This window comes from Endozoicomonas acroporae, assembly GCF_002864045.1.
GTDB classification, from domain to species: Bacteria; Pseudomonadota; Gammaproteobacteria; order Pseudomonadales; family Endozoicomonadaceae; genus Endozoicomonas; species Endozoicomonas acroporae.
The window spans coordinates 1-16,649 of record NZ_PJPV01000206.1; the positions used below are offsets into that span (position 1 = coordinate 1).

A 16,649-nucleotide genomic window follows, 5' to 3' on the forward strand; every position below is an offset into this window, starting at 1 on the left:
TCAAACTCTTCAGTTTAAATCGTTTTGTCATTTTATTCCTAAGAACAAAACAACGACTCAATGTCACAATTAAACGTACATGAATTTACAGGTATGTTCGCTTGATCAATTAAGCATCTTAAAGTGTTCAAAGCCGAAGCTTTGTTACCGATGCAATCGCACAAGCGCCCACACGAATTGTCTGATATCTTGTTAAAGAACGCTTGCTTTGCATAACTGGTCACTGGCAACTACCAACCGACCACCGAAAGCAAGGCCGCCTATCTTACCGTGGCGGCTTTCGTTGTCAAGCGATCATTTTTCAGAAGCTTTCCAACTCGCTAACGTTGCCCGAAGCCCTGTCAGCGGAGGCGCATATTACCGCGCCAGTTTGATTTGTCAACCGGTTGTTTTTCATTCAATCCAAACAACCCATTTTCAAACCGCACTTCCCGGTCAGCGACGAACATTCATTCTGCCGATCCGTGGATGACCGTTTGAGTCAGTCCGTGGAAGTGAGGCGCATTATACGCAATTGAATGACTGTGCCAACCCTCGGTTAGCACGTATACGACATTTCACTATTATGCAGTCGTTATCGGGGCCTCTTTAAAGCGACTGAGCGCCCAAGCACTGCCAGCGTTGTACCATTATGCAGTAACGCACTGACTGCCGGACTCAGCCAGCCCATGGCAGCGGCCAGCATGATGCCACTATTAATATACTCAGCCAGTTTGATATTACTTTGAATGGTCGACATCGCCAGCTGAGCCAATTGCCGGGTTTCAGCAACGCCATAAAGTTTATCTTTCAACAGTACGACATCCGCAGCCTGTCTTGCCAGTTCAGTACCTTCACACATGGCTATACCAACATCAGCCATCGTCAACGCTGGTGCGTCATTGACACCATCCCCCACAAACATCACTTTTCGACCAGATGCTTTTAACTGCTCGACAATGGCTGATTTGCTGTCGGGTGTTACCTCTGCATATACCTGATTCAACTGTAATTCATCACCCAGTATCTGAGCTTTCGCGACACGATCACCGGTAATCATAATCAACTCATGAATACCGAGGTTACGCAGCTCACTTAGTGTCGCAACCGCATCTTCCCGAAGATGATCCTTTAACCCGATCATGCCAATGAGTTTCTTGTCATGGGAAATAAAGATCAGATGCCGCCCCATTTCCTCATATTTGATTATTTCATCTTCATAGGACGTAAAATCTACGGACTCATGTTCTTCAAGAAAGTGGCGGCTACCCATCATAAGGCAGTAGTCGTCCATAGTACTTTTGAGACCATGAGCTATAACATACTCAACTTCACCATGTTCAATATGCGGTAGATCGTGATGACAGGCAGCGTTAACAATAGCCTTGGATAATGGGTGATTGCTGTGCTCCTCAACGGAAGCTGCAATAGCCAAGAGATCACGGCCTGTGTTGTTATTGCACAGAGGAACAACGTCCGTAACTTCCATATCGCTGTAAGTCAGTGTTCCTGTTTTATCAAATACACAGGTATCCACGGTCACCAGCTTTTCAATAGCACTACCCCCCTTCAACAAAATGCCATTTTGAGCCGCACGGAACATGATGGATTTGAACGTTACCGGTGTGCTGAGCCTGAGAGCACAGGAATAATCCACCAGGAATACCGAGGCAACCCGATTAATATCCTGAGTGAGGGCAAACACGACGGCTCCCATGGCCAGGGTAATGTTCACCCGGCGATCAGCCATATCCTGGGTAACCTGCTGGATTTCGCTTTTTTCACTAAGTGATTCATAAATCAGTTGGGCAATCCGGGCTGTGGTCGCCTCACTCCCTACCTTCTCAACCCGGACTGAAACCGTGCCATCGTGGACAGTGGTACCCGCATAAACCAGCGCACCTTCTTCACGGCGGACAGGCACATTCTCTCCGGTCAACGTCGATTGATTAATAAACGCAGCACCGGATATCACAACGCCATCAGCCGGTATTGCTGAACCCGGCTGCAGCTCAATCAGGTCGCCAACCTGCAATGCACCTGACTGAATCAACTCCCGGTGACCAGCACCATTGATCCGCCATACCTCACTTTCCTGCGGACGCATCAGATCTGCCAGCAGCTGGTCACTGTTACGGCTGGTTTTCTGCTCCATATATTCGCCAAGGCTGATCAGGCTCTGGGTCATCATGGCGGTTTTATAATCGCCCCGCCAGAAAGAGAGCCCAATAGCAATGGCATCAAGCACCTCAACGGAAACCCTGCGCTCTGCAAGGTCAGACAAGCCTTCGATCATGGCCGGTGCAATCAGCGCAGCAGTGGGCAGGCTTCCCCATTTATTTGGAAGCAATGCGGCCACCAGCGTTCCAAGGATATTCAGGGCGATATCGCCACGGGTAAATTCATGCTCACTTTCTTCCTGCTCAGCTTTATCCAGATCGAGCTGAGATAAGCGGGCACTGATTGTCTTTGCATCCAGCAGCTGCGTATCGTAGTGAACAACGATTGAACACGCCGCTTCATTAACGCGGATATCATGCAGCCCCTGAATACTCAACAACGCTTGCTTGATCCATGCGCCGGTATCCGGGTATTCCTGCAATACGGCGATTTTGAAGCGAATGCGTCCTGGCAAGTGATGCTTAACCTGCAAAACAGTCATTTGTCGCCTTTGTGGAGATTGCGGTAATACTCAAGTTCAGCCTGAGTATCTTCCAGACGCTCTTTCAGCTCTTCAACTTCTCCACGAACAGCAGACCAGGCTTTTTCTCCCGTGGTCGCCATACCCTCTCTGAATTTTTTATTCGAGAGCAGATAGGCAACAGCAGCCCCAGCCGCCAGCCCCATAACAAAGTGGGTTTTACTGTTCTGCTGACGGTAAGCTGGTTCCCGGCTTACGTCACCTGACTGAGAGTGGCCGTAGGCGTTATAGCCATAGTAAGGGTTATGACGGGTCATGCTTTTTACTGTCCAACAATTGATCCATTAAATAGAGGCCAGCGGTGCCTGCGGCAACCAGAGTCAGCATTGACAGGACTGGGCGGCCTGCCATCTTTTCCGCCGCATAAGTTGTCACGCCACTGACTGCGCCCGCCTGCAGGGCGGCTTTGACCGCCCCCCTGGCCAGTTCATGGGTATCCACGTCGCCCGCCTTATAGGTATTCCAGCGACTGATCACCGATGCTCCGCCACCCACCATGGCACCGGCAATCATTGCCCGGCTGGCGGTGCTGAGTTTCTTGTTTGCATTGCTCATCAGGATCACTCCGGTTGAGCGGGTTTCTCGTTGGCAGAGGCTTCTACCTCAACGATTTCAATCACCGGTTCAACATCTGGCTGCTCTTTTGGCGATTGATGTTTTTTTACCGACGCCTGAAAGCCCTGTTTACCCGCCGCATAGGTATCACGGAAAATTTCACCACCGGTGGTTACATTTTCCCGGACGGAATCAACCGTGTGACTGGCTTTTTCCTTAACAGCAGAACCGCTACTTTTGACCATATTGCCAGCGCCAGTCACCAAATCGACAAGCTTTCCACGCACCTTGTCATTGGTCAGCAAAAGTGTGGCAGCAGCACCAACCAGAGCCCCCTGCCAGAAGCGCTTATCATTCATTATCTGACTTCCTCTGAGTTATTGTGTTCAGCTGACTCCGGTGTTCCAGCGCCTGCCCCTTTGAGCATACTGCCGGCACCCGCCAGCATTTCCAGCAATTTACCACGCACATTTTCATTACCCAGAAGCAATGCCGCAGCTGCGCCGATCATAGCCCCTTTCCAGAATTCCCGGTCATTAACACCCAGAGTGCCCAGTAATTCTTTAAACATCCCGGCGTCTTCTCCCAGGGCATTTTCCACCACAGCCTGAGCCTGCTCAGTCAGTGGATGAGCGGGTGGAGGCGCACTTTGCGGTGACCTATCGGGCTGATAGCCTGGCCAGTATGGCGGTGGAGGCATCATGGCCGGGTGATGGTAATGGCTATGGGGGTAACCCGGGTGTCCATAATAAGGGTGAGGTGGCGGATAAGGCATTTGTCCCATTGGTGCGGCGGCATAAGGGCCATAGCCTGCGTATCCGTAGGCCCCGCTGGGCGGCATTCCGCTGGGCGGCATTCCGCTGGGCGGCATTCCGCTGGGCGGCATATTGTCATAGTGCCTGAAGGCTGACTCTTCCGCTGCCTTCTTTGCATCGTTACTCATGGCGACTTCCATCCAGTTCCAGACATCTGGCTATCTGATAACAGGCCTGTGCAGCATCGGCTTCAGATTCACAAAACAATTCATCAAGCCATTGTGGGTTAATGATCTCTGCATCGTAATCAATCACTATGCTGTCAGTGGCACAGTTTAGTATGTAATTCTTGAAGGCGGGAATATCAGAAAGCACCGTTTCGATATCCGCTGCTTTAAAACCTGCCAGTTTTGTCAAGATACCCAGCTTGTACTTAAGACGAATTCGCCCGGGAAAATGATGACCGATTGACACCCATCGCCGTAGCATCAGGGCTTGTTTGATGTGCTTTTGCATGGGCCGGAATATACCACCAATACAGAGGAAACAGCGGTGCGGTGATTGTACGACGAAAAATATTTACTCTTTTTTTGATTTAAATCAACAGTGATGATAGTGTCGCGAATGATAATAATTATCAGTAACACTAAAGTGCTTATGAATACTTACATTCATCAAACAAATCAAAGAGTTAGGATTCGATCTGACTATATTCGCCAGAATCCTGAAAATGTCAGCAGGCTTATTGCCAAACTTGGCAAGATCAACGCCATACAGCGTGTGACCCATAAACGACATGCAGGTTCAGTGGCCATTCAATTTGATAGCAATGAACTGGACAGTAAAAGTCTGCTGGATATTCTGGACAGTAATGGCTGGCTACAATCGGATGGACGCCCCTCCTTTATTGAAAACGCCGTTGTTTCCGGCACAAAGACCTTTGCCAGAGGTATGGTTGGCCTGGGCTTAACGCGTCTGGTGGGCCCCTCCGTCAGCCGGGTTATTATGAGCCTGTAGCCCCAAACTTTTTAGCGGCACATTTACAAATGCCGTTGGCTTTTGCCGGACATTGTTTACAGGGTGGGGTTTTCAGAGGAATGTGCAGTATGGACTGTTCACGCCGGGGTTTTTCCACTGCCGACTGTAGAGAATCAGAAGAGGCACCAACTGAAGCAAATGGTGCATCGTTGCCTTCCTGAAACCAGGAAATCAATGGATTGCATGGCGCAGCCAGTTCTCTGGCAGCGCTGACGACAGCATCCTGAACAATGGATTTTACCTCAGGTGAGAACACCTGAACCTTTTCTGCAACACCAACACTTTGTCTTCCAGCCAGTGCCTGCAGTTGCATCCATGATCTGGTTTGCAGTTTGGCTGACTTTTTACCGAGCTTTTTTAGTTTTTTTAATGCACTACTCGAACCCATGTTTCAGTCTCCCGATACAGCAGACCGAACACTACCATAATGCAAATAAAAATGAATCTTATTTACAACACTTGAAAATATAGCTACCGCTTTCTGCCAAAAGAAAACACCCGGGCCCTCAGTAGCAACAGGATCGCCAGTAAAGCGCCATAAATGACAGGTTCCGTATAGTCACTTTTAACCAGCCAGAGAAAATGAATAACCGCAAGAACAGCAGCAACGTAGACCAGTCGATGCAATTGAAGCCACTGCTTACCCAGCCGCTTCATCATTTTTTTTGTTGAAGTCACACCCAGCGCAACCAGAATCGATAGTGAAAAAGCACCGACAATAATATAAGAACGCTTATAAAGGTCTTCTAACAGTGTCAGCCATTCCCAGGACAGCATAAAAGCCAGGTAAGCCAATAGATGCAAAACCGCATAGAATAAGGCGAATAAACCCAGCATCCGCCGGAACCGGATCAGTTTTCCTATACCCGTCAGCCGTCGTGCTGGTGAGATAGCCAGCGATAAGAGCAAAAATATTAATGCCCACTCTCCCAGCCCGTGGGTAAGAGCGCTGGCAGGGTCTGGCCCCAGATTGTTTTCCAGAGCCTTTATGATCAGATCGGCTAGTGGAAAAAGGCTGAGAGGAAATACAGCAAGCTTGATGTTGGCAACCCGATCCATAGCCCTATCCTTTATACAACTCAGTAAAAGCGTGTTAAATCCATGCCCTTGTATAAGTCAGCAACTTCTTCGCCGTAGCCATTAAAAGGCTGAGTCTCAATCCGGTTAGGTGCCAGCAGTGTGCCTGGCAACCGTCGTTCATGTTTCTGGCTCCAGCGAGGGTGATCAACCGCCGGGTTTACATTGGCATAGAACCCGTACTCCTGAGGTGCTGAGGTTTCCCAGGTGGTTTTCGGCTGCTGTTCGGTCAGACGAATTTTCACTATGGATTTGATGCTTTTGAAACCATACTTCCAGGGCACCACCAGCCGGAACGGCGCACCATTCTGATTGGGCAAGATATCGCCGTATAGCCCGGTCGCCATCAGGGTCAGCGGGTTCATGGCTTCATCGATTCTCAGCCCTTCAACATAAGGCCAGTCCAGAGAGCCAAAGGATGCCTTCTGCCCCGGCATCTGCTCAGGGTCATGCAGTGTGGTAAACTCGACAAAACGGGCTTTGGACGTCGGCTCAAACTGCTTAAGGATATTGGCCAGCGGGATACCAATCCAGGGGATCACCATGGACCAGGCTTCAACACATCGCAGCCGATAGATGCGCTCTTCCATCCCGTGAGGCTTGAGAATATCTTCCAGATGGTAGCGACCAGGCTTGGCAACCTCACCTTCCACCACCACCGACCATGGATCGGTTTTCAGAGAATGAGCATTCCTGAGCGGATCACCTTTCCCTGTGCCAAACTCGTAAAAGTTATTGTAGGAAGTAACCACTTGATGTGGTGTAAGTGCTTCAGTTGTCGTATAAACGTCAGGGTTAAATGCAAGAACTTGCTTTTTTAGCCATTCGGGACCCGGCTGAGAAGGAATAACACCGTCTTGTGGTTGTTTACTAATGGCCTTGGCTTCGCCTTCCTGGGAGCACCCTGCCAACATCAACCCCAGCCCGGCCAGGGCAAAACGCCCGGACTGCTGCATAAAACGTCGTCGGTCATGATAGATATGCTCGGGTGTAATTTCACTACTGCCGATATCTGAATGTTTTTTTATTTTCAGTAGCATGATATCTCCTTACCAAACACTGCTTTTATTGCGGTCATTCTGGAGAGGTGATCACACCAATGGCCGAATTTTCCTCATAATGCCAAGGGAAATTAAAGAGCTCAAGCACTCACGGATCTCAGGTATAAAAAAAGCCAGCAATGCTGGCTTTATAAAAAATCGAAGAAAATCTAAACCATTCCTTCGTGATCACTCTTGTCTTCCCCAAGCCGCCAGATGGCGGTGATTGGGCCAGAACAGGCATACGCCAGAAAGATCATCAGCAGTGTACGGGGCGGGTCCATAAACACCACGGCAAAGGCCAGAACCATCACCAGCAGGAACACAAAGTGTACCCGACCTCTCAGATCAATCTTCTTGAAGCTCTGATAACGAATATTGCTGACCATAAGGACACCAGCCCCACCGGTAATCAGCGCACCAAGTATGGCAATGAAGGTGGACTCACCATCCAGGCCAAAGTCACTTAGTGCCCATACCATACCAATCACTACCGCTGCCGCCGCCGGACTGGCCAGGCCGGTAAAGTAGCGACTGTCGGTGACTTCAATCTGGGCATTAAACCTGGCCAGTCGCAGGGCTGCACAAGCCGCATAGACAAACGCAATCATCCAGCCAAACTTGCCAAGATCCTGCAGCGCCCAGCTGAAAACTACCATGGCCGGGGCAACACCAAAGGTGACCATATCCGCCAGGCTGTCATACTGCTCACCAAACTTGCTCATGGTGTTGGTCATCCTGGCGACACGACCATCCAGACCATCCAGAATCATGGCGACAAATACGGCAATACAGGCCAGGGAAAAATGACCCGCCTGCGCAGCGATAACGGCGTAAAAACCACAAAACAGGTTGCCGGTGGTGAAAAGATTGGGTAACAGGTAGATCCCTTTGCGACGAATCGCCTGCCCTTCTTCAATCACTTCTTCTTCATGCTCGTCTACAGGAAAAAAACCGTCGACGGCATCTTTATTACTCTCCGGCTTTTCCATTTTCTCAGTCATTGGTGCATCTGCTCATCATTACAGAATCAGCGTGAGACTGTATCACGAATACGCTTTTTGAGGGACACCATGAGATCAAACATTAGGTCAGTAACCACCCTCTCTGACATCGTTTACCAAGTGCAGACCAGAACCGCTCAGCGCCAGCGTGCAGACGAACATCATTTCGGTAAAGCTTGATTTCTGTACCAACATCGGCAAATGCTCCTGATCGCTGTTCGCCAGACTCAGGGCGATCACTTTCTGCATAAAATCCACGGTGGCCAGTGGCCCCATTCCCCCAAGGATAACCAGCATTGCTATGCTCCCAACCATAACGGGTTATTGAGCACAGTGTTTGCCAAACCACCATGGGTTGTGAAATGCTGAAAATGGCCGGTTTATGCCAAAAAAGCATTGTGATACAAAATCGGGCAATAGTTAATTAGTGAACAGGTTGACAGGTTATGCGCTATTTTCTGGCCATTATTTTACCGCCGCTGGCTGTGCTACTCTGCGGTAAGCCATTTCAAGTGATCTTGAATATTATCCTTACCTTATGTGCCTGGTTGCCGGGTGTTATCCATGCGTTGTTTGTGGTGAATAGCCATTTGGCCGACAAACGCAACAAAGAACTGATCGACGCCATTGAGAAGAACCACCGATGAAAACTGCAACACTAAAGACAGCCACCCTGTTCGTAGCGACGCTCCTGGTGGCCGGTTGCCAGAGCACTTATTACAGCGCCATGGAAAAAGTAGGCATCCATAAGCGCGATATTATGGTGGATCGCATTGAAGATACCCAAACTGCACAGGAGCAGGCACAGGTGCAATTCCAAAGTGCACTGGAGCAATTCCAGAGTGTTATCAACTTTGAGGGTGGCGACCTGGAAGCTGCCTACAATGACCTTAACTCAGAATATCAGGACAGCCTGGCCGCTGCAGAGCGAGTAAGAGACCGCATTGCCAGCGTCCAGAGTGTGTCTGATGCACTGTTTGACGAATGGGAAGACGAACTCAATCTCTACAAGAGCGATAGCCTGCGCAGGGCCAGTGCCCAGAAGCTGAAAGACACCCGACGTCAGTATCAGCGAATGATGGTCAGTCTGGAAAAATCTGAACAACGGATGCAGCCGGTGCTGGATGCCTTTCAGGATCAGGTACTTTATCTGAAGCATAACCTGAATGCCCGGGCCATCAGCGCATTGAAAGGAGAGTTCAACACCATCAAGGCGGATATTGATCGCCTGATCAGTGATATGCAGGTTTCCATTGACCAGTCACGGCAGTTTATTCAAGCGCTCAAGCAGCCCTGATTTTCGGCTCCTTATCTTCAACGAAAAACAGGATATTTCTTGCGAAATATCCTGTTTTTTCAAGCGACAACTCTAACTACCCAGTCTTAGTTTTTCTCTTTATCAACCAGCTTGTTCGCGGTGATCCAGGGCATCATTTCCCGCAGCTGGGCACCCACTTTCTCAATCGGGTGGGCCGCATTGTTGCGACGATAGGCGGTCATGGATGGATAATTCAGAGCACCTTCAGAGATAAACTTCTTGGCATACTCACCGTTCTGAATATCTTTCAGTGCTTCACGCATTGCCTTGCGGGACTCGTCGTTGATAACCCGTGGACCGGTCACATACTCACCGTACTCCGCATTGTTAGAGATGGAGTAGTTCATATTGGCGATACCGCCTTCGTACATCAGGTCAACAATCAGCTTGAGTTCGTGGAGACACTCAAAGTAAGCCATTTCCGGTGCATAGCCCGCTTCCGTCAGGGTTTCAAAACCGGCTTTGACCAGCTCAACAGCACCGCCACAAAGCACGGCCTGTTCACCAAAAAGGTCGGTTTCCGTTTCATCTTTAAACGTCGTTTCGATGATACCGGTACGACCACCGCCGACACCTGACGCGTAGGAGAGCGCAACGTCTTTGGCCTGGCCGGAAGCATCCTGGAAAATAGCAATCAGGTCTGGGATGCCGCCGCCTTTAACGAACTCTGAGCGCACAGTATGGCCCGGTGCCTTGGGGGCAATCATGATGACATCAAGATCAGCACGGGGTACTACCTGGTTGTAGTGGATGGCGAAACCATGGGCAAAAGCCAGGGTCGCTCCCTGCTTCAGGTTCGGTTCAATCACCTCCCGGTAAAGCTGGGACTGGAACTCGTCCGGTGTCAGAATCATAACCACATCAGCCTGGGCAACAGCCTGGGGGACTTCTGCCACCAGGAGACCCGCTGCTTCCGCCTTGGCCCAGGAAGAGGAGCCCTTACGCAGGCCAACCGTTACTTCAACACCAGAGTCTTTCAGGTTATTAGCGTGGGCATGACCCTGAGAGCCATAGCCAATGATAGAGACTTTTTTGCCACGGATAATGGAGAGGTCACAGTCTTTATCGTAATAAACTTTCATCGAATAACTCCTGAAAGAAAACACCGGTCCGGTGGATTTAGGCTTGTTATTTACACAGCGGCTTCCCACAGTCGCCGCTCTCCCAACGTGGGGTACACCATAACCGATGGGTAATTCTGCGTATAGTTGCATTTAGTGATATATTTGCAACTTAAAATTGCAAAACATGAAATAACCCTGATTTCTCTATGGCTATAGACCTTCGCCCTCTGAAACAGTTCCTCGCACTGGCGGAATCCCTGCATTTCAACAGGGCCAGCCTTATTTGCCATGTCAGCCCGTCAACCCTGAGTCGCAACATCAAGCAGCTGGAAGATCAGCTGGGGGTGACACTGTTTGAAAGGAACAATCGAAGTGTCTCGCTCACACCAAAAGGCAAACGATTTCAGGCTTATGCCCGTGAAGCGCTCTCGCAATGGGACATTATTCATCATGAACTGGTGGCTGGTGCCGGGGAACTTCACGGCTCATTGAGCATGTATTGCTCAGTCACCGCCAGTTATAGCTTTCTCTATGAGATTCTCAGCCAGTTTCGACCAAAATACCCGGGCATTGAAATCAAACTGCATACCGGTGATCCTGAGCCAGCGATTCAACGGGTATTAACCGAACAGGAAGACCTGGCCATTACCGCCAGGCCTGACAACCTCCCTGCCGGACTGGCATTTCAGCAAATAGCTGTTTCACCGCTACGGTTTATTGCCCCTGTTGAATCCCGGCTGGCAGAAACCCTTAACGCCAAATCCCTGCTGGTTGATGACTTTGAAGGCATTCCCATGATTTTGCAGGAACAGGGAATAGCAAGGCAAAGACTGGATGCCTGGTTTCAGGCTAATGGCAGGCACCCACAAATCTATGCCCAGGTGGCTGGCAATGAGGCCATTGTCAGTATGGTCAGCCTTGGTTTTGGTGTTGGTGTGGTTCCTGAGATTGTCTTGAATAACAGCCCGCTGGCTGGAAAGGTTCAGGTGTTAACCGTCAGTCCGGAACTTAAGCCTTATCAAGTGGGGCTGTGTGTACTGGAAAAGAAGTTGAAGAATCCACTGATTGCCGCATTCTGGCAGCAGCTATCCGAGTAAACGGGTTTGCACGTCACTGAATGAGTTATCTTTTTATAAAGGTAGAACGGCTTTATTTGGAAAATCCAAAAATAGGGGATGCTGCTGTCTGCAAGGGTGACTGGATTCTGGTTGTAGACGGAAGAGTTCTTCCATGCAGACCGTCTACGTTTGATGAACATTACGAACAGGCTGAGTAAATGATGCCTGTGCGTAAGGCGCACTGTTTCCCTTGTTGCTGTTGTTAGGTGGCGTGTTACTTGCTGGCAAGGTGGCTGACGATTTGAATGAGCAACTCTTCGGTTTTGTCGAAACGCTGGTCAACCGATTTGTTGAATACTTTTTGTTCTGCAATAAACGCATTAACCTCTTTGTTGAATGCTTTTTGTTCTGCAATAAATGCATCAACCTTTTTGAACTTCTCACGTTGTTCATTGAGGATCAGGGATACAACTCCGTGAGTCGCCTCAAGGATTTTGTTGTTTTCCTGGAACGCATAGTCGAGAGCGTTTACCTTGGCTTCCAGTGACATAGGTACTACCTGTTTTTATTGAATGAGCCATGAACATAGCAGACTTTTATATATTTAATGATGCCGTTCTGATGCACCAGAGCCAGGTGAGGGATCCTCAAGTTTAATCGTTATATGCAGAGAGTCATTTTGCACAATTTCAGGATTGCTCAGATCATTCAGTGCCAAAAATTTAGAAAAGCCCCATCCGCTATTTACCCGCTTTTGCGGTTTTTGGAAGCCTGGCTTCTCCTCAGAGGCAAACATTCCCCCTGCACGTTTGGCAGGGTCATTTTGATCAATCAGACACACCGAGATCATCTTATTCATTGGCCAGCGAATCTGCTCATCGTATTGACCTTTCCACACAGCAATATAGACCCCGAGATAACCTCTTGCACTGGCTTGTTCATAAGAAGAAAGTTGTCCGGACACACAGTAGCGGTCTGTTGTATAGACTGCCGGACCATAATGACTCTGATCTTTTTTTGTTGCGGCATCTGCCAGCCATGACTGGACCCCATCTATTCGCCATAAAAAAACGTCAACACATCTACCTGTATTATCAGACGACTCCATGGGAGACAAACTTCCAGCCGTTACGTAAGATCGCTGCAGGTTAGTCAGGTATCTTTGCTCGGCGGCTAAACTCTCGACAGCTGATTGCCGGGCGCTTCGGAAAACAAAACTATTGAACTGCCGCTCCATGTTACCAGTGCGTTCTTCCAATCGATCAAGCCGCGTTCGTAATCTGCCGATGTTCCGATTCGCATTGCCTAAGCAGAGAACGGCTCTAGTCAATAATGGCAGCAGGTTATCTGCATCTCGTTTCAATACCTGAAGCGTTCCTTGATCCAGCGCTTCATATTTCTGAGTCAGAGATTGTATCCTCGCACTTTGTTTTTTCTCTGAATTCATGAGTTGTGCTTGCAGCTCTTTTAGGTGCTGACCCTGCATCATTAATTTGGTGCTGTCAGGAATTCCATTACATTCATCCAGATGAGATTTGACCTCCCGGTAAGGGCCTTTCCAGGTACAGGCCGGTTCATGGCGAGGTTCAAATGTGGTAGCAGAAGGGCATGGTATCTCTGTGTGTCCGAAACTGCGGGTTTCGGCAATGTCATCCACGATATCGGAGCCGTCAAGTGGACATTTGGGCATTTGAGTCAGGGTTCCGGGGCTGGAGGTCAACTGACAGTCCCGGCACAAAAGATGCCCTTCTCCCAGACACTGCGCTATCGATGTTATTAAATGATTTTCACCGCTGCATTGTATTTTTCTCGAAGGAAGATCCATCGTAAAACAAACGTTTCGATGAGAAAAAGTGGCCGTTTGGGATTTTTCAGGAACACCGTTAGGATCACTGGTATTAGCAGTGGCGATTGAAGCCTGGGCTGAAATCGGTGTCATTATGATTTCCTCTTTAACGACCCTGGAATATTTGACGACTGTTTTCAATATCACCCGTTGACTTACAACTTGAGCAGTCTAGATCTTATCTGAGGTAGATCAAGTGTCTATTCAACATCCTGGCATAGCCCGATGATTGAGCACACATATCTCTGTTCAATCCTTGCAGTGGAATAATTTTTAACCTCCTATAATATAAACTCTCGTAGTACCTACCGGGACATTCAGTAATGCAGTTATAACCATTCCAAGATCTTCTTAATGCTATACCGTTAAATAACGATCAACACAAAAGCAGCGAAATACACCTATTAACGCTCTTTCAGTCAGTAACGGAAATTGCTTTGGGGATACATTCATGATTAGTAATAATTCTACATTCCAACCTCAATTTACCAATGAACGGCTAAAACAAGAAGAAATAATTGAACGAGAAAAGATACCCGGAATATTGCTGATGGCCATGCCAGCCTGGAAACCCACACTATAAAAAAAATCTTTCAGAATGATATTTGTGTAACGTCTGTCGTAAACCAGGTAAATAAACCTGAAAAATGATTACCTGACAACCCGTCTGAACCAGAGTATTGCTCTACTTCAACCAAGAAAGGAATGAAATGACATAATCAAAAAAAAGCCGCTTATAAAAGTCCTGCATGCGGGGGAGTCCCGGCAAAAATAAAAAACCATAAAAAGTCTTCAATTATCCAAAGTAGTGCTCTTCAGCAAGTTGATTGATACCAAAGGACAAACAATGATTATCCTTTTCTACAGAGAAACTGAACTAATAGCTTATAGGCCAGTCTAACCATTCAGGCAGTTTTAAATATGATTAATTAAGCTGGCAATCATCTGTAACGTATTGAGGCTTTAGTATTTTAGTAATGAATAATGTCAATCGCTGTAACCCGATACCAACTACTGCAGCCCCGTTGGTCTCTCAACCAGAACATGTGGAAACTGAAAACTGCGCTATCTGCCTTGAAGACCCGGGTAACAGTGGTATTGTTGCGACCTTTCCCTGTACCCATATCTATCACAATTGGTGCATTGATCAGTGGCTTACAGACCCAAAACATGCGGATTTCGGCTGTCCACTCTGTAAACGGAAAATTGCCCATTGTTTGTACCCTGAGAAGACGCCACTCCACGTGGCAGCTGCCAGAGGTCAGTCTGATATTGTCGATGGTTTGCTTGAACAGGGTGCAAATGCCAGTGCCATCACTACTAAAGACGGGATAACTGCCCTGCACTGCGCGGCTAGCAAAGGTGATGTAGCGACGATCAACTGTCTTATTAAACACGGTGCCGACGTCAATGCCCTCACTCCCCCCACCAGGCACGGTGATACTCCCCTCCACCTTGCGATGTTAAATAGTCATGAAGCGGCCATAATTGCCCTTATTGACAGTGGCGCTGGCATTAATCACCTCGTCCCGGATGAAAGAAGCCCACTTCACTTTGCGGCTGCAAAAGGTTTCCTTAATGCCATTAAGATTTTGCTTGACAAAGGCGCTGATATCACTGCTGGCAGCAGGACCCCCCTTCATTTTGCGGTAGAACATGGGCAACATGATGCCATTCGGCTATTGCTTGACAGGGGCGCTAATATTGATGCCCAAGCCCCATGGTTGCCAAAAGTGTTTAGGGTTGAAACGGCAATACACCATTTTTTTAACATAGGAAGAATAAGGGAGAGAACCGACAAATCCACAGTAAGATACGGTGAAAGGGAATTCCACCGGAAACAGTACAAAAAAACACCACTTCACATTGCTATTGAGACCGGTCAGGTTAAGATCGTTGATCTTCTGCTGACCGCTGGCGCAGCCACCAATGTACTTATTGGCCGTGGCGAGACGCTATGGAGCTGGATAAACAGAGTAAACAAACTGACTACACCCATCATCAAGTCGTTAGCCCGTGGCCTGTGCCGCTCTGAGGCTCCTTGTGACGATATGCGTGCCGGGTTGCTCAGTGAACTGATTAAAATCAATGACTGGGATCTATTCGACCAATTGCTAGCCAGAACTCCGGGGGCTGACATTAACACGCTTCGTTATCCAGGCTCTTGTAAATCAGCCTTTCACGAGGTGATTATGGAGGGACAAAAAGACAAAATCCAGGCCATGATAACCCGGAGCGCCGACGTTAATACCCTTTACCATTCTGGATGGACGACCCTGCACTGTGCAGTCTTCAGCCACCACGCACATGACGCCATTGAGGTACTGATTGCCTGTAAAGTTGACGTCAATGCCAAAAATAGCAAGGGACAAACACCTCTGCATCTTGCGGCTAAATTTGGTAAGTCAAAGGTTATTGATCAACTGATTGGCCATGGTGCTTTCGTCAACGCTACCACCAGCAGAGTGGATGTCACACCAGATGCGCTGGCAAAGGATGTTGGCATGATGACCCCCCTCCATTATGCGGCCATTGAAGGTTATTCAAATGCAGTTCAGCGCCTGATTGACCAAGGTGCCTCCACCAAAGTCAGAGCCCAAAACGGAAAGACCGCCTTTGAACTTTCAGACACTGTTCTAACGAGAGCTCAAAACAGCGTAGGGGTAGACCACTTCTTTAGTACTCTGACATTCTCCAACACACTCTATATGGCCAAAAAAGCAGAAATCACAACCTACACAGACATCGTCAATCTTCTGAAGGTTCAGCCATCAGTAAATCTATCTGAGAACCTTTGATGTTGTTATTCAATCGGGGACAAAATAAGCAGCAGCAAGAGGAATAAAAGGCACGGCATTATGATGCTGGAAGTATTAGAAAGCAATCTTCCAAATAACTGAAACCCGGCTAAGCCAAAACTCCCCCACCAAGGGGCTTTGAATAATTCACCCCGAAGCCCGACTCCGGGGTAAAAGATTAAGTAGTTAACCAAATGAAATCATATATTTCTGGCTAAGTGGGCAGTCACTCTGCGGCGTTGCAACTCCGGTCACATAGCTACGGCTATGCTCCCTACGTTGCGCCTTGCATAGTAACTGCCCACTTAGCCAGAAATATACGATTCCATTTGGCCAACTACTTAACAGTCAGCGCTTAAAGAGATAACACTTTTTCCCCACGGGAAATACCGGTGACCCCACTTCGTACAACTTCC

Annotated in this window: 19 protein-coding genes; 5 read left to right on the plus strand and 14 right to left on the minus strand. The window is 48.4% G+C overall.

What is annotated here, in order from left to right:
• Positions 1–574: 574 nt before the first annotated feature.
• From CX664_RS23855 to CX664_RS23880, 6 genes are read right to left on the minus strand one after another with little or no spacing between them, the layout of a single operon-like run.
• A complete protein-coding gene (locus CX664_RS23855) occupies positions 575–2,641 on the minus strand; it encodes a heavy metal translocating P-type ATPase (RefSeq protein WP_101749120.1) in 2,067 nt (688 codons plus the stop codon).
• Entirely contained in the window at positions 2,638–2,937 is a 300-nt protein-coding gene (locus tag CX664_RS23860; RefSeq protein ID WP_101749121.1) for a YtxH domain-containing protein, read from the minus strand. The genes CX664_RS23855 and CX664_RS23860 overlap by 4 nt, the downstream gene beginning before the upstream one ends.
• Positions 2,924–3,235, minus strand: coding sequence for a magnetosome protein MamC family protein (locus CX664_RS23865; RefSeq protein ID WP_101749122.1), 312 nt, complete (start codon positions 3,233–3,235; stop codon positions 2,924–2,926). The genes CX664_RS23860 and CX664_RS23865 overlap by 14 nt, the downstream gene beginning before the upstream one ends.
• A gap of 5 nt (positions 3,236–3,240) precedes the next feature.
• Positions 3,241–3,594 (minus strand): YtxH domain-containing protein, encoded by a 354-nt coding sequence (locus CX664_RS23870; protein WP_101749123.1) that lies wholly within the window; start codon positions 3,592–3,594, stop codon positions 3,241–3,243.
• A complete protein-coding gene (locus CX664_RS27285; RefSeq protein ID WP_219622288.1) occupies positions 3,594–4,178 on the minus strand; it encodes a hypothetical protein in 585 nt (194 codons plus the stop codon). The genes CX664_RS23870 and CX664_RS27285 overlap by 1 nt, the downstream gene beginning before the upstream one ends.
• Entirely contained in the window at positions 4,171–4,506 is a 336-nt protein-coding gene (locus CX664_RS23880) for a cation transporter (RefSeq protein WP_174783941.1), read from the minus strand. The genes CX664_RS27285 and CX664_RS23880 overlap by 8 nt, the downstream gene beginning before the upstream one ends.
• A gap of 141 nt (positions 4,507–4,647) precedes the next feature.
• On the opposite strand from CX664_RS23880, the gene CX664_RS23885 reads away from it, so the two are divergent.
• Entirely contained in the window at positions 4,648–5,007 is a 360-nt protein-coding gene (locus tag CX664_RS23885; RefSeq protein ID WP_206679428.1) for an HMA2 domain-containing protein, read from the plus strand.
• Here the strand turns inward: CX664_RS23885 and CX664_RS23890 are convergent.
• From CX664_RS23890 to CX664_RS27290, 5 genes are all read right to left on the minus strand, one after another.
• Positions 4,994–5,416: a hypothetical protein gene (locus CX664_RS23890; protein ID WP_101749125.1), complete on the minus strand. Its 423-nt coding sequence runs from the start codon at positions 5,414–5,416 to the stop codon at positions 4,994–4,996. The two genes, CX664_RS23885 and CX664_RS23890, sit on opposite strands and share 14 nt — an antisense overlap.
• An 83-nt stretch (positions 5,417–5,499) precedes the next feature.
• Positions 5,500–6,087, minus strand: coding sequence for a protein-methionine-sulfoxide reductase heme-binding subunit MsrQ (locus tag CX664_RS23895; protein WP_101749126.1), 588 nt, complete (start codon positions 6,085–6,087; stop codon positions 5,500–5,502).
• Between the two features lie 20 nt (positions 6,088–6,107).
• Positions 6,108–7,145 carry a protein-methionine-sulfoxide reductase catalytic subunit MsrP gene (gene msrP, locus CX664_RS23900; RefSeq protein ID WP_101749127.1) on the minus strand — a complete coding sequence of 346 codons (1,038 nt, stop codon included), beginning with the start codon at positions 7,143–7,145 and terminating at the stop codon, positions 6,108–6,110.
• A gap of 170 nt (positions 7,146–7,315) precedes the next feature.
• Entirely contained in the window at positions 7,316–8,149 is an 834-nt protein-coding gene (gene pssA, locus CX664_RS23905; RefSeq protein ID WP_101749128.1) for a CDP-diacylglycerol--serine O-phosphatidyltransferase, read from the minus strand.
• An 87-nt stretch (positions 8,150–8,236) separates the two neighbouring features.
• Positions 8,237–8,446 (minus strand): hypothetical protein, encoded by a 210-nt coding sequence (locus tag CX664_RS27290; RefSeq protein WP_219622289.1) that lies wholly within the window; start codon positions 8,444–8,446, stop codon positions 8,237–8,239.
• Between the two features lie 149 nt (positions 8,447–8,595).
• On the opposite strand from CX664_RS27290, the gene CX664_RS23915 reads away from it, so the two are divergent.
• Both CX664_RS23915 and CX664_RS23920 read left to right on the plus strand, forming a co-directional pair.
• A complete protein-coding gene (locus tag CX664_RS23915) occupies positions 8,596–8,796 on the plus strand; it encodes a YqaE/Pmp3 family membrane protein (protein ID WP_101749129.1) in 201 nt (66 codons plus the stop codon).
• On the plus strand, positions 8,793–9,446 hold the full coding sequence (locus CX664_RS23920) for a DUF2959 domain-containing protein (protein WP_101749130.1): 654 nt from the start codon (positions 8,793–8,795) through the stop codon (positions 9,444–9,446). The genes CX664_RS23915 and CX664_RS23920 overlap by 4 nt, the downstream gene beginning before the upstream one ends.
• A gap of 86 nt (positions 9,447–9,532) precedes the next feature.
• Here CX664_RS23920 and ilvC read toward each other — a convergent pair whose 3' ends face one another.
• The gene (ilvC, locus tag CX664_RS23925; protein WP_101749131.1) at positions 9,533–10,549 is read right to left on the minus strand and encodes a ketol-acid reductoisomerase; all 1,017 of its coding nucleotides are present in this window, start codon (positions 10,547–10,549) and stop codon (positions 9,533–9,535) included.
• Between the two features lie 194 nt (positions 10,550–10,743).
• On the opposite strand from ilvC, the gene ilvY reads away from it, so the two are divergent.
• On the plus strand, positions 10,744–11,628 hold the full coding sequence (gene ilvY, locus CX664_RS23930; RefSeq protein ID WP_101749136.1) for an HTH-type transcriptional activator IlvY: 885 nt from the start codon (positions 10,744–10,746) through the stop codon (positions 11,626–11,628).
• A 235-nt stretch (positions 11,629–11,863) separates the two neighbouring features.
• Here the strand turns inward: ilvY and CX664_RS23935 are convergent, their stop codons facing one another.
• The gene (locus CX664_RS23935) at positions 11,864–12,139 is read right to left on the minus strand and encodes a hypothetical protein (protein ID WP_101749132.1); all 276 of its coding nucleotides are present in this window, start codon (positions 12,137–12,139) and stop codon (positions 11,864–11,866) included.
• Between the two features lie 54 nt (positions 12,140–12,193).
• The gene (locus CX664_RS23940; protein WP_146000291.1) at positions 12,194–13,528 is read right to left on the minus strand and encodes an MATH domain-containing protein; all 1,335 of its coding nucleotides are present in this window, start codon (positions 13,526–13,528) and stop codon (positions 12,194–12,196) included.
• 884 nt (positions 13,529–14,412) lie between these two features.
• Here CX664_RS23940 and CX664_RS23945 point away from each other — a divergent pair.
• Positions 14,413–16,233, plus strand: coding sequence for an ankyrin repeat domain-containing protein (locus CX664_RS23945; protein WP_101749134.1), 1,821 nt, complete (start codon positions 14,413–14,415; stop codon positions 16,231–16,233).
• Positions 16,234–16,649 lie beyond the last annotated feature (416 nt).